Consider the following 20,865-nt stretch of genomic DNA (forward strand, 5'->3'; position numbering starts at 1 on the left):
CGGGCATGGGGAGGGAGGAAGCCGGCCGGCCTCCCATCGATGTGACGTCCATCGAACCGACTCGGCCTGCGTGAACCTAAATCAGAAATCAGGCGAAGGACAGGGGTCCGCGCCCGCCTGTGTCCGTTCAGCTTCTCCCGGTTCCCCCGACCGACTGATGTGACAGGGCGCATCCGGTCCGTCGCTTACCCGTAAGAAATGACGATGGGTGACGGTCCGCGCGGGACCGCCACCCATCGGGTCGTACGCCTGCCGTCAGTCCTCGTCGGACTTGCCGCCGCCCATGCCGGACGAGATCAGGTCCATCACGGACGAGTCCTGGAGCGTGGTGACGTCGCCGAGCGACCGGTTCTCGGCCACGTCCCGCAGCAGGCGGCGCATGATCTTGCCGGAGCGGGTCTTCGGCAACTCCGGCACCAGCATGATCTGCCGCGGCTTGGCGATCGGGCCGAGGGTCTTCGCCACGTGGTTGCGCAGGTCGGCGATGAGCTTCTCGCCCGCCTCGCCGGAGGTGTCCGTGGCGCCGCGCGGGATGGCGAACGCGACGATGGCCTGCCCGGTGGTCGGGTCGGTCGCGCCGACCACCGCCGCCTCGGCCACCGACGGGTGCGAGACGAGCGCCGACTCGACCTCGGTGGTGGAGATGTTGTGCCCGGACACCAGCATCACGTCGTCGACCCGGCCGAGCAGCCAGATGTGCCCGTCGTCGTCCCGCTTCGCGCCGTCCCCGGCGAAGTACATGCCCTCGAACCGCGACCAGTACGTCTCGATGAACCGGTTGTCGTCGCCCCAGATGGTGCGCAGCATCGACGGCCACGGCTCGCGCAGCACCAGGTAGCCACCGCCGCCGTTCGGCACCGACTGGCCCTGGTCGTCCACCACGTCGGCGCTGATCCCCGGCAGCGGCGTCATCGCGGAGCCGGGCTTGGCCTCCGTCACGCCCGGCAGCGGCGAGATCATGACGGACCCGGTCTCGGTCTGCCACCAGGTGTCCACGATGGGCAGCTCACCGCGGCCGACGTGCTGCCTGTACCACATCCACGCCTCGGGGTTGATCGGCTCGCCCACGCTGCCGAGCAGCCGCAGCGAGGAGAGGTCGTAGCCGGCCGGGATGTCCTCGCCCCACTTCATCATCGTGCGGATCAGCGTCGGGGCGGTGTAGAGGATGCTGACCTTGTACTTGTCGACGATCTCCCAGAACCGGCCCTTGTGCGGGGTGTCCGGGGTGCCCTCGTACATCACCTGGGTGGCGCCGTTGGAGAGCGGACCGTAGACGATGTAGGAGTGCCCGGTGACCCAGCCGATGTCGGCGGTGCACCAGTAGACGTCCGTCTCCGGCTTCAGGTCGAAGACCGCGTGGGTCGTGTACGCCGTCTGGGTGAGGTAGCCGCCGGTGGTGTGCAGGATGCCCTTCGGGCGGGCCGTGGTGCCGCTGGTGTAGAGGATGAACAGCGGGTGCTCGGCGTCGAACGGCTGCGCGGCGTGCTCGGCCGGGGCGGTCTCCACCGTCTCGTGCCACCAGTGGTCCTTGGCCGACCAGGCGACCTCCTCGCCGGTGCGCCGCACGACCAGCACGTGCTCGATCGACGGGCAGTTGGCCACCGCCTCGTCCACGGTCGGCTTCAGCGCGGACGGCTTGCCCCGGCGGAAGCCGCCGTCGGCGGTGATCACCACCTTGGCGCTGGCGTCCTGGATCCGGTTGGTCAGCGCGTCGGCGGAGAAGCCGCCGAAGACCACGCTGTGCGTCGCGCCGATGCGGGCGCAGGCCAGCATCGCGACCGCCGCCTCCGGGATCATCGGCAGGTAGATCGCCACCCGGTCGCCCGCGGTGACGCCCAGGTCGGTCAGCGCGTTCGCCGCCTGGCAGGTCAGCTTGTGCAGGTCGGCGTACGTGATGGTGCGGGTGTCGCCCGGCTCGCCCTCCCAGTGGATGGCGACCCTGTCGCCCAGGCCTGCCTCGACGTGCCGGTCCAGGCAGTTGTACGCCACGTTGAGCTGCCCGCCGACGAACCACTTCGCGAACGGCGGCTTCGACCAGTCGAGCACCTGGTCCCACTGCCGCGCCCACGCCAGCCGCCCGGCCTGCCGCTCCCAGAACGCCAGCCGGTCGGCGTCGGCCTCCGCGTACGCGTCTGCGGTGACGTTGGCGTTCGCGGCGAGTTCTGCCGGCGGCGGGAACTGGCGTGTCTCGTTCAACAGATTGGCCAATGCCTCGCTCATGCCGTGCTCCCTCGTCGTTCGGGGTGACCTGCGTCTCCCGCACGAGGTTAGTCGGGACCCCCCGTCGTCCGGCTGCCGGTCCGGCCAACTCGCGCCGAGCGGCCCCCGCCGCGCGCCGGACGGCCACCCGGATGCCAAAAGGGGCACCCTGTCGGCGCCTTCCGTCGAGGAAAGGCCCCTGCCACCACAAGCGAGGGGTGGCGGCGGTCGCTCCCCGACGGCTCGTCGGCGGGTCGCGTCGCGCAGTCGATAGCGTGACGGGGTGACCGTTGACCCGCTCGCCCCGCTGCTCGCGCTCGCCGACATCGCTCCCGCCGTCGAGCGGGCCCGCGAGCGCTTCGACCAGGCGCTCGGGCACCGCGCGCTGCGCCGGCACGGCGGCCAGGTCGCGGCCGAGGTCAGCCTCCGGTCCGCGGTCGCCAGCGCCGCCCTCGAGGGGTACGCCCACGAGCGCGAGGCCGTCCGCGCCGGAACCGTGACCGAGCCGGTGGTCCAGGGCGCGCTGCGGGTCGCCGGGGCGCTGCCCGGGCTGAGCGAGCTCTGGCCGAAGGCGCCCCGGCAGGCGCTGGCCAAGCTGCACGTGCTCGCCGCCCGGGACGTGGTGACCGAGGCCGAGCTGGGCCGGCCCGTGGCCGACCCGGTGGTCGCCGCGCGGCTGGACGGGCTGGCCGGGCTCGTCGCCGGCGGCACGAAGGTCTCCCCGCTGGTGCTGGCCGCCGTCGTGCACGGCGAGCTGCTGAACCTGCGCCCCTTCGCCGGGCCGTCCGGGGTGGTGGCCCGCGGCGCCGCCCGGCTGGTGCTGCTGTCCAGCGGGCTCGACCCGCGCGGCCTGCTCGCCGTCGACGTCGGCCACCGCGAGCGCGAGCCCGAGTACGTCGGCTCGGCCGGTGCCTTCGCCACCGGCACCCCGGACGGTCTGCGGTCCTGGCTGCGGCACTACATGTCGGCCGTGGAGGTCGGCGCCGACCAGCTCACCACGATCGGCGACGAGATCCTCGCCGCCGCCTGACCCGCCCCGCCCGGCCTGGATCGCCTCGACGCCCCGGGTCGCTTCGGTCCGGGGCGCTTCGTCCGGGTCGCTTCGGTCCGGTTCGCTTGGGCCCGGATCCGGTCAGGCGGGAGCGGGGGTGGCGCGGGTACGGCGGTGACGGCCGTACCAGGCGATGCCGATGGCCACGCCGACGCCCACGCCCAGCGCTGCCGCGGCGACCGGGACGGCCGGGCGTTCCCGCAGCCGCCGGCCCAGCGGGATCGGGTGCCGGAACTCCAGCACCGGCCAGGAGTTCTCGACCGCGAGCCTGCGCAGCTGCCGGTCCGGGTTGACCACCGAGGGGTGGCCGACGCACTCCAGCAGCGGCCGGTCGCTGTACGAGTCGGAGTAGGCGTACGAGTCGGCCAGGTCGTACCCGCGGCGGGTGGCCAGCTCGCTGACCGCCTCGACCTTGCTCGGGCCGGCCGCGTAGAACTCCACCTCGCCGCTGTAGCGGCCGTCCACCACGCCCATCCGGGTGGCGATCACGTCGGTGACCCCCAGCAGCGCGCCGATCGGCCGGACCATCTCCTCGCCGGAGGCGGAGACCAGCACGACGTCCCGGCCGGCAGCCTGGTGCTCCTCGATCAGGGCGGCGGCCTCGGCGTACACGTAGGGATTGATCAACTCGTGCAGCGTCTCCGCGACGATCTGGCGGACCTGCTCCACCTGCCAGCCCTTGCAGAGCGTGGCGAGGTAGTCCCGGGTCTTGGCCATGGTCTGCTCGTCGGTGCCGCCCAGCCGGAACATCAGCTGCGCGTACGCCGACTTGACCACGTCACGCCGGGTGATCAGGCCGTCCCGGTAGAACGGCCGACCGAACGCCAGGGCGCTCGACTTGGCGATGACGGTCTTGTCCAGATCGAAGAAAGCGGCACTTCGGCCCACGGCGCGCAAGTCTAGCCGGATGGTCTATGGTCGGCGGGTGCCCGGGGTCCGATGACCCCTCGGACTTGCGGGCAGACCACATCGCCCTCGCTCATCGTGACGTCCGTCACACTCTGCGGAGTTTAATTTGCAGGGAGTGGAGGTGACACCACTCGACGTATACAGGTCCGCTCAGGCAGACTGGTCGGCACGACGAGCGTTCACATCTCGCACAACAGACAGGCCCTCGGCGGTTGCACCCCCCGTGACCGCTGAGTGGGTTCGGCTCGACCCCCCCGGAGCCGAACCTCCCGACGACCCCCGTCTCCCCCCGACGGGGGTCGTCCCTTTCCGCCCTGAGCGCTCCGCCGCAGGTCACAGGTCGTCTCCGTCCTCGTCGAGGCCGCTCTCGGAGGGCGGATTCTCGGCCGGAGGCAGCAGGGAGGCAGCAGAGCTGTCGAAGGCGGCCAGGACCCGGGCGGCGTAGTCGTCCGGGGTGTGCGTATAACGATTCAGCGTCGTGGACGCCTGCTCGTGGCCCATGACCCGCTGCACCAGGTTGATCGGGACGCCGTCGGTGACCAGCCAGGTGGCGTAGGCGTGCCTCAGGTCGTGGAACCGCATCCCGCCGACAGCCTTCGTTGCCACGCAGGCGACCGCTTCCCGCTCGGTAGTGAACTCGGCGGACCACTCGACGCCCTCCCGGTCGGGCCAGACGGCGCGGTACCGATGCGGGCCGGCGTTGACGACCTGGCCGAGCAGGCCTGCGCGGACCAGCGAGGGCAGCCAGACCCGGCGGCGGAAGTTCGACCGGCGCAGTGGGCGCCCGACCCGGTCGCGGAAGACCAGCGTGCGTGGGTCGGGATTATCGGCCGCCGTGTGCAGTTCGCGCAGCGCGGACACCAGGAAGCCCGGAAGCGGCACGGTTCGGACTCCGGCGCGACTCTTCGGGTACGGGCGCAGCACGATGCCGCCGTGGGTTTCCTCGGCGACCTGGACCACGCGCAACAGGGCACGATCGAGGTCGACCGACGACCAGGTCAGCCCGGCACACTCGCCCCAGCGCAGGCCCGCCCCGGCGGCAGCGCAGACGATCGCGCGGTGGCGGGGCGGCACAGCCGGGAGCAGCTTGCCGAAGAAGTCCTCCCGGCTGATCGTGACGGGCCTGACGTCGCGGGACCGGTCACGCGGGAGCTTCACGCCTTCGGCGGGGTTGGTGGCGATCAGCCGCGCCTGAACGGCCGTACGGAGGATCATCGACAGCAGTTGGTAGCACTTGGCGACCGTGGTTGGCGCGAGCTCGCGGCTCAGGCCGGTCACCCACTCTTGTACCGACATGAAGTCGACTTTGCCGAGCGGCCAGTCACCCCACTTCGGCAGGACATGAGCCCGGAGCATGGACAGGGTTCGCTCAGCGGTCCGAGCTTCCACGGTCCTGGTGGCGAGCCACTGCTCGGCGAAGTCGCCGAATCGGGTTCGGCCGGCATGCGGGTTGACGTAGGTCCCTCGGTTGAGGCTGCCTTCCACCTCGGCGAGGAAGGCGTTGGCCTCCCGCTTGGTGCGGAAGCTCTTCGACTTCTGTGACCCAGCTGGGTCGCGCCAGCAGGCGCGGAAGGTGCCGGCTGGAGTCTTGCGGACGAAGCCCATCAGCGCCTCCGTCCGTCGGTGGTGCCGGTGGCGGCCGGTTCGGTGACGCCGTCGAGCCAGGCGTGGAACCGGGTACGGGGGATCAGCCAACGGCCGCCGAGGCGGGTCGCGGGGATGGTGCCGTCGCGGACGAGGGCGTAGGTGCTGCCAAGCGAGATGCCGAGCAGCTTGGCGACCTCCCGGACGGTGTAGGTGACTGGCTCGACGGCGGTGCCGCCGGAGCGGGGGATCAGTCGGACGACGGAGCCTGTGCGGGTGGTGGTGCTCATGACGGGGTGACCTCCTCAGGTCTGTTTGGGTCAGGCGGCAGCCGGCGCGGTGCCGGCCGGGGTGGTCGCGAGTTCGTGGGCGAGTTCTTCGCGGCCGGTGGTTCGTCGCTCTCTGGCCATGGCGGCGGCAGTGTTGGCGAGGAGTGCGTCTCCGGTGGTGTGCCAGCCGACGCCGGCGAAGGTGAGGGTGCCGACGATGAGGGTGGTGTCGTCGTCGAGGTGGTCGACGGGAGTGCCACCGGGCGCGGGATGCTCGTGGTTCTGGTCCTCGTGCCGGCGGAAGCTGACGCGGGTGTCGCGCAGGGCTTGGAAGGTCACCGAGTAGCGGCGGGCTTTGGTGAGGAAGTGGCCGCCGAAGCCGAGCATGTGCGCCCACCGCCGCAGCCGGGCATACGGGTTGGTGCTGGCCGGTTTCGTTGATTCGGTGTCAAGGCTGGCTTGACGCTCGGCGACGCAGACGGGGCAGGCGGCGTAGCGGGTGTGGGTGCCGCAGTCGGGGCATTCCCAGGGCTGGACGAAGCCGGGTCGGGGCCGAGGGTCGCGGGGCCGCTCGGACAGGGGCCGGGGGGTGTGGGTGGGTCGACCGATGCGCCAGCAGGCGTCGATGAGGCGGGCGGTGTGGTCGCCGTCCGGGGCGGCGTAGTCGCCGATCGAATCGGCGTCGAGCCTGACGGAGCGGTGCCCGGTTACCTCGGTGCTTTTGGTGGCGTATTTGGCAAGGTAGCCGGCGACCATGCTGTCGGTGACCTCACCACCACCGGTGAGGCTGATCGGCCGGATGTCGAGGCCCTTGCTCGGGTCGCCCCAGGCGATGGGCCAGCCGTCGGGCCGGTCGGGGTGGCTGGGGGTGGTGAAGGTGACCTGGGTGACGGCGTGGCGGATCGCGTCGTCGAGGTCGGCGAGGGTGAACCCGGCCGGGGGTGGGACGACGGCGGTGGGGTCGGTGGGGTGGACGCCGTCGAGGCGGACCAGGGCGTGGAAGTGGACCGCCCCGCGTGCCTGAAACTCCGCCACCTTCCCGTGCGACAGCCGGACCGGCGGGACGGTGCGAATGTTGCCGGAGGCGGTGACGACCTCGACGCGGGGGATGCCTCGGCGGCGAGCAAGCTTGGCCAGGAAGCGTTCCGCGGCTTGCTTCGTGCGGTGCCACAGTTCCCCGGAGTAGAGGTTCCACACGACCTGGTGATCGTGGTCGTAGCAGTCCAGACACAACGGCTGACCAAGCACGGCGTCACCGGCCTCATGCCGCGTCCAGCAGACGGCGGGCTGACCGTGGGGGCAGCGGCCGGCGGCCGGGTCGTCGGCGCGGCGGGCGTGGCACGGCTCAGCGCGGCAGTCGCAGCGCTTTCGATTGCCGCAGGTGTGCCGCCTGACCACCCGGACGTGGACCGTCCCGAAGGACGGGGCGGTGAAGGTGGCGAACACGGCCGGATGCGTGGCGACGGTGTCGGGGACGCCTTTGCCGCCGACGAGGCCGGCGCGCAGGAGTTGGTAGGCGTCGCGTTGGTAGGTGTGGGCGCAGGACGGGCAGACGGTGGCGCGTCGGTTGCCGCAGGCGGTGTAGATCGCGGCGTCGGGCATGCCGTCGGTGTGCCGCTGGTCCAGGACCCGGCCGGTGCTCTGCTCGACGGTGAGGAACTGGCCGGCGAGGCGGATGGGGCGGGTGCAGCCGGCGGCGGCCCGAACGTGTTCCAGCCAGCCGAAGTAGTCCGGCCGGGTGGCGCGCTCGAAGGCGGACCCGGCGGCGGTGTAGCCGTATACGGGCGGGGTGGTGTCGGCGTTCGAGCCCACACCCCGGGCCGAGGCACGGGGTGTGAGGTCCAGCGTCGACGCCATCAAGCCGACACCCCAGGGGCCGGGGTGCGGGTGGTGATGGTGCGTTCGGTGACGATGACCCGGCAGGCGCCGCACTGGCGCTTGGCCGGCTCGTGCCGGTGACAGGGAATCTGAACGGTGGTATTGCCGCAGCGGATGGTGACCGGTGCCCGGCAGGGCCCGCCGGGAGTGACGTCGACGAGCGTGCGGCGAACGTCGTACGGGTGTGGCTCAGGGTGGGCCGGGCAGGTGTGCAGGATGTGGACGACGTCGACGGCGTGGATGGTCATCGGGCACCACCAGTCAGGGTGGTGAGGAGTTGCCCGGCGACAGCCGGGGCGACATCGAGCCGGTCGGCCAGCTCGGCCGGCGTGATCGGTTGACCGGTGGACTGCTCGTGCTGCACAGCGGCGAACCGAGCCATCGGCAGCAGGTGGGTAGGAACGTCGACCGGCTCAGGAACCGGCACGATGACGGGCTCCGGCTCCACAGCCGGGGTCGGTTCGACGGCCGGGACCGGCTCAGTGGCCGGGGTAGAAGTCGGTTCGGGAGCGGGGGCGATGGCAGCCGGCGGTGTCGGCTCGGTGGTCACCTGCTCGGCCACCTGAACCCGGATCGGCTCGGCCGGCTTGGCGGCCGGCGTGGTGTCCTCCGACCGTGCGGGGGTCGGGGCGAGGACCAGTTTCACGAGGGCCATGAAGGCGAGAGCCGGGACGGCCGAGAGGAGCCACCCGGACGGGCCGGGCTTGGCGACCGCCAACTGTGCGGCGAGGGACAGGCCGGCGGCGGCGATGAGCAGGAACAGCGGGTAGCCGATCGGCGCACCCGTGCGGCGGCGTCGCCGGATGGTGAGCAAGGCCGCGATGGGGACCAGCTCGGAGATGACGGCGTTGGCCCAGCCGAACCACTCCCCGGTCCCGGCAGGGGAGTTGGCGAGGGTCCAGTCCTTGACGTGGGTGAAGGAGGCGGCACCGGCGAAGCCGGCGACGGTGAGGAGGATGAGGACCAGGACGACGCTCTCGACGCGGGTGCCGGTGGTGTGGTCAGCGCGGGTCACGGCTGCTCACCTCGGCCGGTGGTGTCGGTGCGCTGCGCGGCGAGCAGACCGACGAGGCCTCCCCGGATCGCGTTGCAGGTGGCGCAGGCGTCGCCTTCGGCGACGGTGCAGTCGGTGAGGTGGGCTTGGTGGATGATGCGGATCGACTCGGCGTAGTAGCCGGCGAGGAACGCCCGGTGGGCCGCCTGGCCGTGGTCGGCGAAGTCAGCGGCGATGGTGGTGACGACGTAGTCGTCGGGAGTCATTCGCTGCTCGGCGGCGGCGTTGACGGTCGTGGTGGTCATCAGGCACCTCCAGGGATGCAGTCGAGGCAGCCGCCGGTACGGCGGGGGATGTAGTAGGGCTGCACCAGCCCGCACAGGCGGCAGGTCCGGCGAGCACGAAGCGCTTTGGCGATGGCCTCCCGCTGCGCGGGCGTAGCGACCCGCTTGGGTTGGGCGAGGTCGAGGCGGTAGAGGTAGGCGACGCGCTTGCCGCGCCGCCAGAGGATCTGCGCAACCGGGTCATGACCGCCCGGACGGAGGCCGGCGGCGCGCAATTGCCGGCGGGTAGCCAGACCGGCGGGTGCCGTGAGGTAGGGGAAGGTGGGGAACCCGTAGCGGGTGCCGGCCGGGTCGTAGAACTCGACGGCCAGACCGATGGAGGCCTCAGCGATGGCGGTCATGACTGGCTTCCCCAGCGCTGCTGGGCGGCCTGCCGGGAGATGCCGAGACGCTGGCCGATTTCGGCCCAGGAGTAGCCGAAGGCCCGCAGCCCGACGACGGCTTCGGTGATGGCCTGATCGATGACCGCCGACAGGGCGGTGAGATCGCGGAGGGCTTCGACGTCGCCGGTGGCGACTCGGCGGCCGTGGGCGCGGATGATGCGCCGTGCGAAGGCGGCGAACTCGTCGTTCTCGACGACCTCCCGACGCCGCTGCACCGGACGAATCGGTGTCAAGGTCTTCTTGACGGTGTTCATCGGTTCTCGCCTCCCTGGGTGTGGAGGCGCTCCCACTCGTCAGCAGCCGCCAGGAGGGCGGTGATGACCTGCTCGGCGGTGCGGGCCGGGTCGTCGTTCCACGAGTACGGGGAGGTGTGCTCGTCGAGCAGGTAGCCGTCTTCGTCGACGTGGAAGACCGGCGCGTAGTCGTCGAGGTAGTCGACGAGCGCGGCGATGGCGCGGTGGTAGGTGTCCTCGTCGGCCTGAGTGAGCAGGATCGGGTGAAGGAGAGGGCGGCCGGCGGCGGCCATGCCGATGGCCCCGACGGCGCAGGCCGGCGGGGTGGGGGTGTCGGCGGTGGGGACGTAGTAGGTGCCCTGGTGCCAGCCGTGCCGGCGTAGGTAGAGGGCAGCCATCCGCAGCAGGTCAGCCGGGCTGACCTGTTCTGCGGTGGGTGGGTTGTGGGTAGCCTTCATGGCAGCCACGTCCTTTCGGTAGGGCTGTTGGTTGGTGGTCGGCAGGACCAGCTCTGCTGCCAGGCGGGTTACTGGTCTTGTCGGCCGATCAGTTGGAGCGGAGCCGCAGGTAGCGGCGGTGGCGGGTGTCGTCTCCGCCCATCTGGTGGGGTGCGGAGACGTAGACGAGCCGGCCCGTGTGGGCGGCGGCCTGGATCATCACGGCCAGGTCCTCAGGGGTGCCGACGATCCACATCTCGGTGTATTGGGCGGCCCGCTGGTTGTTCGCCTTGGCGTAGGCGCGTTCGCGGGTGGTCATGCCGCCACCCCCAGGTCTGCCGTGGTGGCGGGGGTGGTCAGGCCGGCGGGGCGGCGGATCCAGGCGGCGTAGTCGGCGATGCCGGCGATCTGGCCGTCGGTGAGGTAGGCGACCTTGATACGGCGGGGAACGCCACCTTCGGCGATGAGGTACGCCGCGCCCTGGTTGGTGGGCTGGATGTCGGTGGCGGAGTAGCCCTGCTCTGCCCAGCCGTGCCCGAGCACGATGTTGGACGAGTTGGGGGTGGTGCAGCGGAACGCGGCCCGGTAGCCGAACAGGTCCCGCAGGCTGGTCGGGATGATGTCGAAGGACGGCCGCTGCGTGGCGGCCACGACGGGGATGCCGGCGGCGCGGCCCCGGGCGACGAGGTCACGCAGGAGCGCGACGAACTCTTCCTGTTCCTGCTTCGATCCGACGGTGGCGGAGTAGAAGGCGATTTCGTCGACGAGGACGGTGATGACCGTCAGGCCGTCGAGGGCGGTCAGCTTGCGGCGCCCGTGGGCGCGGAGCCAGGCGTAGCGGTTGTTCATCACGACCTGAAGCCGCCGCAGCACGGCGAGGGCTTCGGTGATGTCGGGGCCGATGAACGCGTCCGCGCAGTCTTCCCACTGCCCCAGCTCGACGAGCTTGCCGTCGAGCAGCACGAGGCGGGAGTCGACGGAGAGGGCGGCGTGGGCGGCGATGCAGTTGAGCAGACCGCTTTTGCCTCCGCCGGGTTCGCCGCCGGCGAGGAGGTTGCGGTAGGCGAGGGTGATGTAGACGGGCTGACCGAACTCGTCGATGCCGACGAAGATGGGGTCGAACATCGACAGGCCAGGCCCCACCGGAACCCCGGCGGTCGGGGCGGGTGCCGTGGTAGTCATGCTGTGCCCTCCTTGGGCGTGGTGGGCGCGAGGAACCACACGAACGAGCCCGTAGGGCTCCTCGCGTCCGGGTCGGGTGTTTAGATCCAGTCGGAGACGTCGTCGGCGTCGGTCGACGAGGAAGCCGCGGGCTTGCTGCCGTTGGCGGTGGTGGCCGGCTTCTTCTCGGTCGGCTTGCCCTGGGTGGGCAGGGTGATGGTGGGTGCGTCGACGTCGGGTAGGTCCAGGGCGGTCGGGATGACCGGCGTCGGCCGGTCGGCGGCCGGGGTGTCCGGGTTGATGACGTCGACCAGCGGGGAGCCCACATTTGCGGTGAGGACCTCGCGGCGTTTGATGTCGAACCGCAGGTAGGCGGCGTTGCGGTCGGAGGCCCGCTCGATAAGGGCAGAAGCGGCGTGGCAGGTGACCGCGATGCGGTCGAGGCGGCCTTCCAGGTCAGCCATGGACAGGCCGGGGCGCAGATAGACCCAGACCCGCTCACCCACGGGGGTGGGGCGGGCCCAGAGGATCAGTGGCAGGCTGCCGGACTGGTTGGCGATGATGAACTGCGCGAAGCACACACGCAGCCGGTGGCGCACGATCAGGCACCACGCCCACGCCACCACCTGGCGGCGGATGGTGGGAATGGCGGCGGGGACGCCGACGACCAGGGCGACGACGACGAGGGTCACGACCGCTGGGGTGTGGTTGGCCAGCTGCACCCAGAAGGTGAGCGTCAGGACCGTCAAAACGATCTCGGGAAGCCACCACCACAGCAGCCGCAGCACCGGCCAGATACGCACCAGGACCCAGGCGAGTGCGCCGAGAGGCACACCGACGGCGACGGCGACGAACAGGGCCACGATCGGGTGCGTGTAGGAGGTCGCCACAGCGGCAGTCAGGATGCCGGTGATGACGGCGGTGAGGATGAACGCCAAGCGGGCGTTGCGGGCCGAGGAGCGGTGGACCTTGGCCTCGATGACGGTGATGGTGCCGTTGGACTTCCGTCCGAACGAGCGGCGAGGGCTAGACTTGGACACGACACGTCCTCCCAATCGCGAGTTGGGGTGGATGGGTTGGAGAGCACGGGGTCGGCAGGTGTAGGAGCCAGTACCGGCCCCGCGCTCGATTTCCTGAGCTGACTGGGTGTCAGCGGTTACGCAGCTGTTGGGCGATCAGGCCCATGCGGATGCGCTCGTCCTCGTCGAGGACGACGACCTCGTTGCCGGCGCGCTCCAGGTCGCGCTTCTGACGGTCGATGTGCTTCGGGTCGGCCTTCACCTCGTGGCTACGGCCGTTCGGGTCGGTGGCGAAGATGAACTTGCGGGCCATGAAGTGGCCTCCTTCGGTGTCAGAGTTCAGAGGCAGGCGACGAGCAGGGCGGACACCCACAGGCACGCCGAGTGCAGGGACTGGTCCGCCAGGTACATGCCGCAGATCGGCGACTGCCGGTCGGCGAAGTCGGGGCTGCCGGTGTGGATGAGCAGCCAACGCACCAGCCAACGCCGGTCGAGCAGCGCGTGGGACACGGCCGAGAAACCCAGACCGGCGCTCAAGCCGAGGGCGGTCACGGGCAGATCCAGCGCGGCGATGGCGACGGCCAGCATGACCGCCACCACGAGGTGGTAGGCCAGCACGTGGCCTAGGAGGTGACGCCAGCCGTGCCAGCCGGGAGCGGCTTTGTGGGCGGCTTGCTTGTCGGACTGGCCGAACACGTGATCGGCCACCTGGTGACCGGCGGAGAACGTCGCCGCGACAACGGCGAACACGACAGCGGAAACGAGCATGACAACCACTCCCCATGTCGAGGGCAGACGGGTTGGAAGGGCAGGCGGGGCCGGCAGGTGTAGGAGCCAGTACCGACCCCGCGCCATATCGAGAGGGCAACCATCGGTTGCCAGGGCCGGGAGAGTAGGAGCCAGAAACACTCCCGGACCGAAGATGGATCAGATCAGCGGACCATCAGGCCGCTTCACGCACGACACCAGAGGCTCACACAGCACGGGTGAGCGAGGAACCTACTTAGCCGCCGAGTTACCAGCCTTCGGCTTCAGCGAGATCGCACGGAACGCGACGCCGTTACGCCCGTTGGTCGCCCACGGAATGGCCTCCAACTGCTCGACAGCGACGAGCTGTCCCACCGTCACGCCCGGCTTCTCACCCGCCGTGGTGATGGTGATGATCTCGCCGCCGGTCTCGTCGAGAACGAAGACCTGGGTCGACCACATGAGCCGGCCAGTGTTCTTCTCCGACCGCTGATTGCCGTTCTGGTCGTTCTTCGGCTCCGGGTCCTTCGTCACCTGGACCTGCTTGCTCTGGGTGTCCACGTACAGCTTCATGTCTGCTCCTTTGGCAGAGGGCTTGGGTGCCCCGGGTGTCTCTCACCCGTGCATCAAGAAAAGCGCATGCCGGGCTGCCCGAGCAGGTGGCGGGACAGGATGCACATGGCGAGGGATGGCCGGTAGTGACGAGGGGTGACGCACCCCTTGCAATCGGCACAACAAATAGGGCATGGTGGATCGGGCGAATTGTGTCTGCGTACCGATCGGGGATGGTTCATGACGCCGCTACGGCAAGCGCGACAAGACAAGGGTTGGTCGAAAGCGCGGCTGGCCCACGAACTGGAGCGGCTGGCGCAGGGGCGGCACTCACTGGCGACACGGGCCAGCCTGCTACGCATGATCTCAGCGTGGGAAAGCGGCGAACGAGACGCGTCTGACCCGTACCGCTCTCTGCTGTGCGAGGCATACGCGCGGGACGCTGCCGAGCTGGGGCTCAGTGGCGGTACGGACCGAGTCCGCTCTGACATCGGCCTCACCTACAGCGCCTCGTTGAGCCAGGCCGCGTCGACCCTCGGCGATTTGACGCGTTTCGACGACATGAAACACACCGCCGTGACCCTCGGCAAATACATGCCGGACGCGCTGAACGCAGCTTGCCTCGACTGGCTCTTTGGCACGTCGGTGACGGACCTCCCGACTCGCGGCGGATCAGTCTCTCCGCAAGATGTAGACGAAGTCCGAGCAATGACTAGCACGTTTGATGGTCTTGACCGGAAATTCGGTGGCGAGCATTGCCGAATGATGGCAGTGCGATACCTGCGAGACCGCGTCATTCCAAAGTTTCATGCGACGAAGCCGGCAGCTATTGAGCGGGAACTGTTCAGCGCGACCGCAGTTCTGTGTGAGCTGATCGGATGGATGGCCTACGACACGTCACGGCATTCTTTGGCGCAGCGATACTTCATCCAGGCACTGCGTTTCGCGGAGGCCGCCGGCGACCAGGCTTATGCGGCCTACGTTCTGACCAGCATGGCTGACCAGGCCCTGTACCTTCGCCGACCCGACCAGGCACTCCGACTCGCCCAGGTTGCCCGGGACACAAGCACCCGGGCCGGCATGCCGGTGGCAGTCACCGAAGCATGCATTTTCGAAGCACGAGCCTTTGCCGCCCAAGGCGACGAAGCGGGCTGCACCGCGGCGCTGCTTCGTGCAGAGCAGAGCTTCAACCAGGTCGTCCCAGGGGAAGGCCCCGAATGGAGCGGGCACTGGAGTGAGGTGCTGTTCGCCAGTCACGCGGGCACGTGCTGGGTCGAGCTGGGCAAGGCCAAGGAAGCTCGGCCCATGCTGCAACTGGTCTGGGACAACACCAAGGACCAAGCCCGCCGCCGCGTCTACGGTGCCGTCCAGCTGGCTCGTGTGGCACTCCTTGACGGCGACATCGAGCAGTCGACAGCCTTCGCCACGACGGCAGTCGAATCGGCCGCTGGACAGACGTCTCATCGATCCCGAGAGCACCTGACACAGCTTCGACAGCAGCTCGCACCACACGAACGGCAAGCCGCCGTCAGGAACTTCCAACAGCGTGCCGACCTGCTCCTGGCCAGCTGAGGTGCATGACATGACCCTGCTCGGAGTTCAGTACGGTAAGGCCGTGACGTTGGCCGAGGACCTCCTCGCTGAGGGCGAGCCGGAACGAGAGTTCAACCCAGGCATCGCTGGGCGGCTGCCGCGCAAACGGGTGGCCGGCGGCGCCCTGATCCGTGATCGCGGCGGCAGGGTGCTGTTTGTAGTGCCGGGGTACAAGCCGTTCCTCGACATCCCGGGAGGCGTGGCCGACGCCGATGAATCGCCGCTGGCCGCGTGTCGCCGGGAGATCCGCGAAGAGATCGGCCTCGACCTTCCTGTCAATCGGCTGCTGGTCGTCGACTGGATTCCGGCTCACGGAGTCTGGCCCGACGGCATCATGTTCATCTTCGACGGAGGGCAGCTTGACGAGGACCAGGCCGCTGCCCTCAAGCCGACCGACGACGAACTCAAAGGTCTACGGTTCCTGGCCTACGACGAAGCGGTGCCGCTTCTCCGACCGTCCATGGCGCGCCGGGTACGAGCTGCGCTCGACGCACTCGACGATGACCAGCCGCACTACGCCGAGTTCGGCCGGTCCCAGTAGCTGGGGCTGGCGGCCGGCTGCCGGCGAAGTGGTTCAAACTTTCTGTACGTCTTCAAGGCGGCCCTGAACGGGCCGCACGCGCCGCCGCCTGGGCGCGCGTCCGTCGCTGCGCTGGCGCTCCGACTCCGGCCACGCAACACGCCCGGCGGCTGGCGCGAAAGCGGGGAGCCCAAGGGGCCGCCGCAGAACGACAGGCCGCTGACCGGTGGGCGGTGGGCCGGCAGCCGGCCGGGCCGCGCGGCCCGCGCGGCGTAGGGAAGGGCACGCCGGCCGCGCCGGCGAGCTCGGGCGGTCGCGGGGTTTCGGCTACTGCGCCTCCGGCGGGGGCGCTCCGGCTCCAGGATGGCCGGGGCTCCGTCGGCGGGTCGCGGTCCGTGGGTGGTTGCGGTGGGAGCCATCCCGCCTGCCATCGACCCGGGCGAGCCGAGCAGACCGCCGCCCGACCCGCCAGCGCCCGTACGAGCCGTCAAGGTCCGCTTGACGTGGCGGGCCGGGCGGCGGCCCGCTCCCCAAAGGGCGGGTCGACGGCAGACGGGATGGAAAGTCGTGGCCTCTATGAATCGCGTCGAGTCGGCAGGCTTAGAACACCGACAGTCAGCGGCGGAAGTCCCAGTCGTCCGGTGACGTCATAGATGTACTCGCGAGCATATGGATACAAGGCGAATTGGCCGGTGGTTATGGCAAATGCTTGGAGCTCACCATCCTCCACCGGCTCGTCGCCGTCCCGCAACTCAAGATCGAACAATGCCGCGAATTCGAAGGAAAGGTCCGCCACTCGCCCCTCTTCCCCGTCGGCATTGCCATCATCACCCGAATCCGGAGCGGCTTCCCTCGCCTCGGCAATCGCAAGTGAATACTTGCTCCTGAGGATGAACGCATCCTCTTCGCGCTCGATAGCAACATCAGTGTCCAAGGACCACTTGAGCCGACTCCCAGTTGACGGGAAGCTGTCCAGCTCAACAGTCGAACTAAACAGCCTGACGTCTCGGATCTCGACTCTTGCAGCTACCCGTGCTGCCGCCTGCTGTGCGGCGTACAGGTCGATGTCATCCGAAATCTTCATGCAGTCAAGTCCCACTCAGACTTGGAACGCCACGCGCGAGCCATGCTGCTACGCTTGATCGGCACGTTACTATCAACCAAAGCGGGCTTTTCTGCGCTGTACGCGGAGATGCTAGGCGAGACCCAATCGCAATCGGCCGGCATTTCCAGGGTGATTCTGATTCGTGCCTCGACCGCGCGCGCGTACCGATGAAGGGAAGAAATCCGAGGATCGCTTGCCTCGTTCTCGAACTCGGACACGGCAGGCTGCTTGATGCCCATGCGGCGGGCGACGGCCTTTTGCGTAAGGCCAAGCGCGCGGCGCAACCCAACGAGGCTATCCAAGATGCGGTGGGTTTCCTGGGCGTCCTCGTATGCGGCGCGAACCTCGGGGTTCTCGGTCGCATTCGCGAGGTAAGCGGCGAAGTCGTCCTCGAAAACAGAGCTATCGAACGGAGTTGCCGACATGTCCGGATCCTTGACCCCGCCCACGGTTGCTCTCCAATCACTCACCGTAGCCCACAACGAGTATGGAGCGTTATCGGTTACTCCCGATGCTAGCCGGATCTTGGTGGGCGTGCTATAGCTTTGGGCCACTTAGCACGTCACAGGTTGGCTTCGCCTCAGCGCGGCGCCTTGCCAAACTTGCCTTCCCAGCGGTCCCGGCGGTCCTCAGCCCGCTCCTTGTCCTGCTTCGGCGTGGCCTGTTGGTTCTTGTAGAACGCCGTGAGGGCAACCCAGTGAGGGCCCCAGTTCGAGAACAAGACGCGGTAGTGATCATTGCCCACACGCGTCCGGAGCTCGTAGATACCACCACCCAGGTGATCAACGTCCTTGCGCCGACCCTCCCCGGCGACGTGCCGCTGGATGACGGCGAGCAGACGACCCTTCCCTGCGGCCGGCAGGCTGTCGAACTCCTCTTTCGCCCTGGATCGTCCAGTGACCTCCAGGCGGTACCACAACCACCTGCGTTCAGGCGGCGGCTCCGGGGTCTTCGCCGAAGCATCATCGCTCCGGCGGTTCCTGGGTCGCGGCACGCAGGTCTCCGATCGACAAGAGACAGTCAAGTCAGTGAGTGCAGTAACAGTACCGCAGCCATGCGTAGCTGAGCCTTGTTCACACCCGTTGAGACCCTGACTGTAGAGGTCATGTCCGAAAAGAACGCATTCACCGGTATGGGTGGAGCTGAACCAACTGCTCAGCGGCCCCTGCTAGCGGTTGCCGCCGCCGCTGACCGATGTGCGACACGAGCCTGAGTCGTGGTCCACAGCCGGTTGCTGGGGCTGCTGGACGCGGACCGCCACGTTTGGATCTGCTGGGTCGGGCGGCGACTACGTTCCAAGGAGTCACCGCCCGACACGCCAGCTTGGTACCTCTTGTTCGCGCGCCTCGCGGCGCGTCACCTCACTTCACAAGTCTCAGGACTGGCCGCATCTGCGCCATGCCGAGCATCTCTCGGACCCACGATGACGGCCACGCAAGCTCCTCTGCCAACGCTCCCACCGTCAAACCAGATCTACTAGCCAATTCGAAGGCGTGAGCAAGCATCGCCGGCTGTTCGCCCGGGTAGCCCGCTGGGGAGTCACCGCGGAAGCCTGGCTGGTTGGCTACAGCCTGCAGGCGTTGGTAAGCGCGGCTCGTGGCGGAGTCCGATAGCAGTCCCAGCTCCCGTGAGCGATACAGGAGAGACTTCACAGAGACGCCCCACGTTAGTTGCAACTCCGCTAGTCGCCCCAGGTCAACTCTTGGTGGGAGCTGGGGAAGTATGCCCTCCCTTGGTGTCAGGAACTCGGCGGCGAACGCATCTGCCTCTCGCTCTTGTTGCAGATCTCCTGGCGCGACATCTCCATGCAATAGGAGGTGTCCTAACTCGTGTGCGGCACTGAATCTGTGACGATAGATATTGTCTGTTCTGTTAGGAGTGAGGACAACAATCGGACGGGGTGTCGCCGATGTCGAGAAAGCGTCGACGGTGGACGAATCTGGATCGGCTGGCGGTGTGGCTACGACGATGCCATGAGACTCCATCCGTCGAACCAGGTGAGAGATGGGCTTATTGCCTAGGCCCCAACGAGCACGTAGCTCCCGGGCTACGGCTCGTGGGTCTCGTGGACTTCGCCTCACCGACTCCTGTCGCGAGTCGAGGACGATGTCAACTAGCGGCAGTTGAACATGCTTCTCTAGGGCATTGGCGAGCTCCCAAACCAGCTCGGTGTATGAGACTGCCTTTGCTCGTTGATAAGACCGAGTTGCCCTGAGGCTTCGAAAGTGAGCCATAGAGGCATCAAGGCGAGCATGGGGCCGCCCCGCCAGGAAGAAGGTGGCAGGAACATTGAGGGCCTGGGCTAGGCGCTCGATCAGCTCAGGGCGAGGCCGAGTTAGGCCAAGCTCGTACTGCCCGACGGCGGCCGAGGTGACGCCGATCCTGTCTGCCAACTTGCTCTTGGTAAGACCCTTCAGTTGGCGCGCCTGGGTAAGGCGCCCTGCATCAAAGGCGTCGGCGACGCCCGAGGGCGAGGACATTCCCCGCCCCGGGCGACCAGCCGGCACCAGCGAAAGCTGCTCAAAATCCTTCATCTTCAGCCGATCCAGTTGCAGTTTGGCTCCCTGACTACAGGGCGATGTCACCCAGCTCATCCGGGAACCCGAGCGAGGGAAGCTCATCCTCATCGAACCGCGGCGGCGAGGCGATCGTCTGCTGCGTGGACGCGGGGGAGATCTCCGAATCCACGTTCGCGACGTGTCCGGCCGGGAGTTCCTCCGGATCCGAGGACCAGATGAGGGCCCCGTCCGGATGCACGCGGGCCTCGCCCCACCACGCCTTGATCAAGCCGGAGTGGGCGTTCGAGACGAACGGGACGTAGATGACCTTCGTCTGCGGGTCGAGGTGCAGCAACTCAGGACGGTTCAGCACCGGTGCCTCGACAGCGCCAACGTCACTGCCGAGAAAACTGAACAGGTCGGCGGCGGGGGCAGCGGCGGCGAGGATGGCCGACAACTCCTTGGCCACCTTCGTCTTCAGCCTGGCCTGGCTGACCGGCTTCGAGACGGTGTCCGCATGCCGGAAGGGCAGGAGGAGGCGGTTGTTGACCACCATCAGGTTGTAGGGCGCCTTCGGGGGGTGATAGCGCCTAGCGCCAGGGATGGAGCGGAGCTTGTTCTCCATCTCCTGGTGCGTCTTCGGCCACATCCCCCCGAAGGGCTGCTTCCCCGGGAGGCCGGACATGTGCTGGATCAAGACGGCCCGGCTCTGCGACTGCGCGAGAGCGTCGGCGACCAACTGCCGGACCTCGCGGGCCTCATCACCGAAGTGCTGAGTGACCCACGACGACACCGGCGGTTCCTGCGGCATATCGCCCTCCAGGCGGTTCGGCTTTCTTTCCACGCAGGAGGCTACCACCAGTACTTTATTTTTGCGCATCCCGGCCCCACTCGGCGTGTCGCTGGCCCAACGGGTCGGCACCGCGACGAGGGCCGCCACCAACTGGCAACAGCCGACAGCTTGAGACCGCATCCCCGGTGGGGGGCCGAAGGTCCGTCACGACCTGGTCGCCGTACAGCACGGAAGCAGAAGCCCATGCCACCGTCACAGCCCTCGATCGGCCGATCGACGCTCGCGGGCCTGCGTACCGGGCCGTCAGCGATCGCATTGCCGGCGTCCACGGGTTCAGGGCCGGGCACAGATCCGGCACAACCGAGCGTGAGTAGCGGCGGAAGATGCCGGAAACCGATGGAAGGCGTTTCCACAGGTCAGGATGCGTATCGAGGGTAGCGCGGGAGGCTGGGACGCCGGGGCTCCTACTTCCAGCGGAAATGCACGAACTGACCCTGGTCAGCCGAGCGTCGGCCGCAGGCGCAACGCCTTGTGAGCGAGGCATCAGGCGGCGAGGCAGCAAGCAGGCAGCGCGAGCGTCGATGCGGGTCGTCTCC

General features: G+C 68.6%; 25 protein-coding genes. 3 read left to right on the forward strand and 22 right to left on the reverse strand.

The genetic code is table 11. The annotated features are described in order from the left end of the window. Positions 1–255 precede the first annotated feature (255 nt). Positions 256–2,220 carry an acetate--CoA ligase gene (acs, locus tag ACZ6O2_RS06875; protein WP_466022250.1) on the reverse strand — a complete coding sequence of 655 codons (1,965 nt, stop codon included), beginning with the start codon at positions 2,218–2,220 and terminating at the stop codon, positions 256–258. A gap of 262 nt (positions 2,221–2,482) precedes the next feature. On the opposite strand from acs, the gene ACZ6O2_RS06880 reads away from it, so the two are divergent. Beyond that, positions 2,483–3,229 carry a Fic family protein gene (locus ACZ6O2_RS06880; protein WP_466022251.1) on the forward strand — a complete coding sequence of 249 codons (747 nt, stop codon included), beginning with the start codon at positions 2,483–2,485 and terminating at the stop codon, positions 3,227–3,229. A 102-nt stretch (positions 3,230–3,331) separates the two neighbouring features. Here ACZ6O2_RS06880 and ACZ6O2_RS06885 read toward each other — a convergent pair whose 3' ends face one another. The 16 genes from ACZ6O2_RS06885 to ACZ6O2_RS06960 form a co-directional block, all read right to left on the reverse strand. Next, a complete protein-coding gene (locus ACZ6O2_RS06885; protein WP_350701827.1) occupies positions 3,332–4,147 on the reverse strand; it encodes an HAD family hydrolase in 816 nt (271 codons plus the stop codon). A 345-nt stretch (positions 4,148–4,492) separates the two neighbouring features. Further along, positions 4,493–5,764 (reverse strand): tyrosine-type recombinase/integrase, encoded by a 1,272-nt coding sequence (locus ACZ6O2_RS06890; protein WP_466022252.1) that lies wholly within the window; start codon positions 5,762–5,764, stop codon positions 4,493–4,495. Continuing rightward, complete coding sequence (locus ACZ6O2_RS06895; RefSeq protein ID WP_466022253.1) at positions 5,764–6,033, reverse strand: helix-turn-helix domain-containing protein; 270 nt, start codon at positions 6,031–6,033, stop codon at positions 5,764–5,766. Before ACZ6O2_RS06895 ends, ACZ6O2_RS06890 begins: the two co-directional genes overlap by 1 nt. Before the next feature lie 30 nt (positions 6,034–6,063). Beyond that, positions 6,064–7,869 carry a replication initiator gene (locus ACZ6O2_RS06900; protein WP_466022254.1) on the reverse strand — a complete coding sequence of 602 codons (1,806 nt, stop codon included), beginning with the start codon at positions 7,867–7,869 and terminating at the stop codon, positions 6,064–6,066. After that, a complete protein-coding gene (locus ACZ6O2_RS06905; protein WP_466022255.1) occupies positions 7,869–8,138 on the reverse strand; it encodes a hypothetical protein in 270 nt (89 codons plus the stop codon). The genes ACZ6O2_RS06900 and ACZ6O2_RS06905 overlap by 1 nt, the downstream gene beginning before the upstream one ends. Further along, the gene (locus ACZ6O2_RS06910) at positions 8,135–8,905 is read right to left on the reverse strand and encodes a hypothetical protein (RefSeq protein WP_466022256.1); all 771 of its coding nucleotides are present in this window, start codon (positions 8,903–8,905) and stop codon (positions 8,135–8,137) included. The genes ACZ6O2_RS06905 and ACZ6O2_RS06910 overlap by 4 nt, the downstream gene beginning before the upstream one ends. Then, the gene (locus tag ACZ6O2_RS06915) at positions 8,902–9,189 is read right to left on the reverse strand and encodes a hypothetical protein (RefSeq protein ID WP_466022257.1); all 288 of its coding nucleotides are present in this window, start codon (positions 9,187–9,189) and stop codon (positions 8,902–8,904) included. The genes ACZ6O2_RS06910 and ACZ6O2_RS06915 overlap by 4 nt, the downstream gene beginning before the upstream one ends. Then, complete coding sequence (locus ACZ6O2_RS06920) at positions 9,189–9,569, reverse strand: RRQRL motif-containing zinc-binding protein (protein WP_466022258.1); 381 nt, start codon at positions 9,567–9,569, stop codon at positions 9,189–9,191. The genes ACZ6O2_RS06915 and ACZ6O2_RS06920 overlap by 1 nt, the downstream gene beginning before the upstream one ends. Continuing rightward, the gene (locus tag ACZ6O2_RS06925) at positions 9,566–9,865 is read right to left on the reverse strand and encodes a hypothetical protein (protein ID WP_466022259.1); all 300 of its coding nucleotides are present in this window, start codon (positions 9,863–9,865) and stop codon (positions 9,566–9,568) included. The genes ACZ6O2_RS06920 and ACZ6O2_RS06925 overlap by 4 nt, the downstream gene beginning before the upstream one ends. Continuing rightward, positions 9,862–10,302: a DUF6197 family protein gene (locus ACZ6O2_RS06930; RefSeq protein WP_466022260.1), complete on the reverse strand. Its 441-nt coding sequence runs from the start codon at positions 10,300–10,302 to the stop codon at positions 9,862–9,864. Before ACZ6O2_RS06930 ends, ACZ6O2_RS06925 begins: the two co-directional genes overlap by 4 nt. Before the next feature lie 88 nt (positions 10,303–10,390). Continuing rightward, a complete protein-coding gene (locus ACZ6O2_RS06935) occupies positions 10,391–10,600 on the reverse strand; it encodes a hypothetical protein (protein ID WP_466022261.1) in 210 nt (69 codons plus the stop codon). Further along, positions 10,597–11,463 (reverse strand): FtsK/SpoIIIE domain-containing protein, encoded by an 867-nt coding sequence (locus tag ACZ6O2_RS06940; protein ID WP_466022262.1) that lies wholly within the window; start codon positions 11,461–11,463, stop codon positions 10,597–10,599. The genes ACZ6O2_RS06935 and ACZ6O2_RS06940 overlap by 4 nt, the downstream gene beginning before the upstream one ends. An 80-nt stretch (positions 11,464–11,543) precedes the next feature. After that, the gene (locus tag ACZ6O2_RS06945; protein ID WP_466022263.1) at positions 11,544–12,482 is read right to left on the reverse strand and encodes a hypothetical protein; all 939 of its coding nucleotides are present in this window, start codon (positions 12,480–12,482) and stop codon (positions 11,544–11,546) included. Between the two features lie 109 nt (positions 12,483–12,591). After that, a complete protein-coding gene (locus ACZ6O2_RS06950) occupies positions 12,592–12,774 on the reverse strand; it encodes a hypothetical protein (protein WP_334607474.1) in 183 nt (60 codons plus the stop codon). A gap of 26 nt (positions 12,775–12,800) precedes the next feature. Continuing rightward, complete coding sequence (locus tag ACZ6O2_RS06955) at positions 12,801–13,229, reverse strand: DUF3307 domain-containing protein (RefSeq protein WP_466022264.1); 429 nt, start codon at positions 13,227–13,229, stop codon at positions 12,801–12,803. A gap of 231 nt (positions 13,230–13,460) precedes the next feature. Further along, positions 13,461–13,781 carry a hypothetical protein gene (locus ACZ6O2_RS06960; protein ID WP_089021118.1) on the reverse strand — a complete coding sequence of 107 codons (321 nt, stop codon included), beginning with the start codon at positions 13,779–13,781 and terminating at the stop codon, positions 13,461–13,463. A 219-nt stretch (positions 13,782–14,000) separates the two neighbouring features. Between ACZ6O2_RS06960 and ACZ6O2_RS06965 the strand changes: the two genes are divergently transcribed. Together ACZ6O2_RS06965 and ACZ6O2_RS06970 are read left to right on the forward strand one after the other, a co-directional pair. Then, entirely contained in the window at positions 14,001–15,332 is a 1,332-nt protein-coding gene (locus ACZ6O2_RS06965) for a helix-turn-helix domain-containing protein (RefSeq protein ID WP_466022265.1), read from the forward strand. Between the two features lie 10 nt (positions 15,333–15,342). Continuing rightward, positions 15,343–15,894, forward strand: coding sequence for an NUDIX domain-containing protein (locus tag ACZ6O2_RS06970; RefSeq protein WP_466022266.1), 552 nt, complete (start codon positions 15,343–15,345; stop codon positions 15,892–15,894). Positions 15,895–16,447: 553 nt separating this feature from the next. On the opposite strand, the gene ACZ6O2_RS06975 is transcribed toward ACZ6O2_RS06970, so the two are convergent. From ACZ6O2_RS06975 to ACZ6O2_RS06995, 5 genes are all read right to left on the reverse strand, one after another. After that, complete coding sequence (locus ACZ6O2_RS06975; protein WP_466022267.1) at positions 16,448–16,957, reverse strand: hypothetical protein; 510 nt, start codon at positions 16,955–16,957, stop codon at positions 16,448–16,450. Continuing rightward, positions 16,954–17,427, reverse strand: coding sequence for a helix-turn-helix domain-containing protein (locus ACZ6O2_RS06980; protein ID WP_466022268.1), 474 nt, complete (start codon positions 17,425–17,427; stop codon positions 16,954–16,956). Before ACZ6O2_RS06980 ends, ACZ6O2_RS06975 begins: the two co-directional genes overlap by 4 nt. Before the next feature lie 131 nt (positions 17,428–17,558). After that, positions 17,559–17,897, reverse strand: a complete 339-nt coding sequence (locus tag ACZ6O2_RS06985) for a type II toxin-antitoxin system RelE/ParE family toxin (RefSeq protein WP_466022269.1) — start codon at positions 17,895–17,897, stop codon at positions 17,559–17,561. Positions 17,898–18,339: 442 nt separating this feature from the next. Next, the gene (locus tag ACZ6O2_RS06990; protein WP_466022270.1) at positions 18,340–19,605 is read right to left on the reverse strand and encodes a helix-turn-helix domain-containing protein; all 1,266 of its coding nucleotides are present in this window, start codon (positions 19,603–19,605) and stop codon (positions 18,340–18,342) included. Then, positions 19,547–20,416 carry a hypothetical protein gene (locus ACZ6O2_RS06995; RefSeq protein ID WP_466022271.1) on the reverse strand — a complete coding sequence of 290 codons (870 nt, stop codon included), beginning with the start codon at positions 20,414–20,416 and terminating at the stop codon, positions 19,547–19,549. Before ACZ6O2_RS06995 ends, ACZ6O2_RS06990 begins: the two co-directional genes overlap by 59 nt. Positions 20,417–20,865: the final 449 nt, after the last annotated feature.

It is taken from the genome of Micromonospora sp. NPDC048040 (assembly GCF_055587185.1).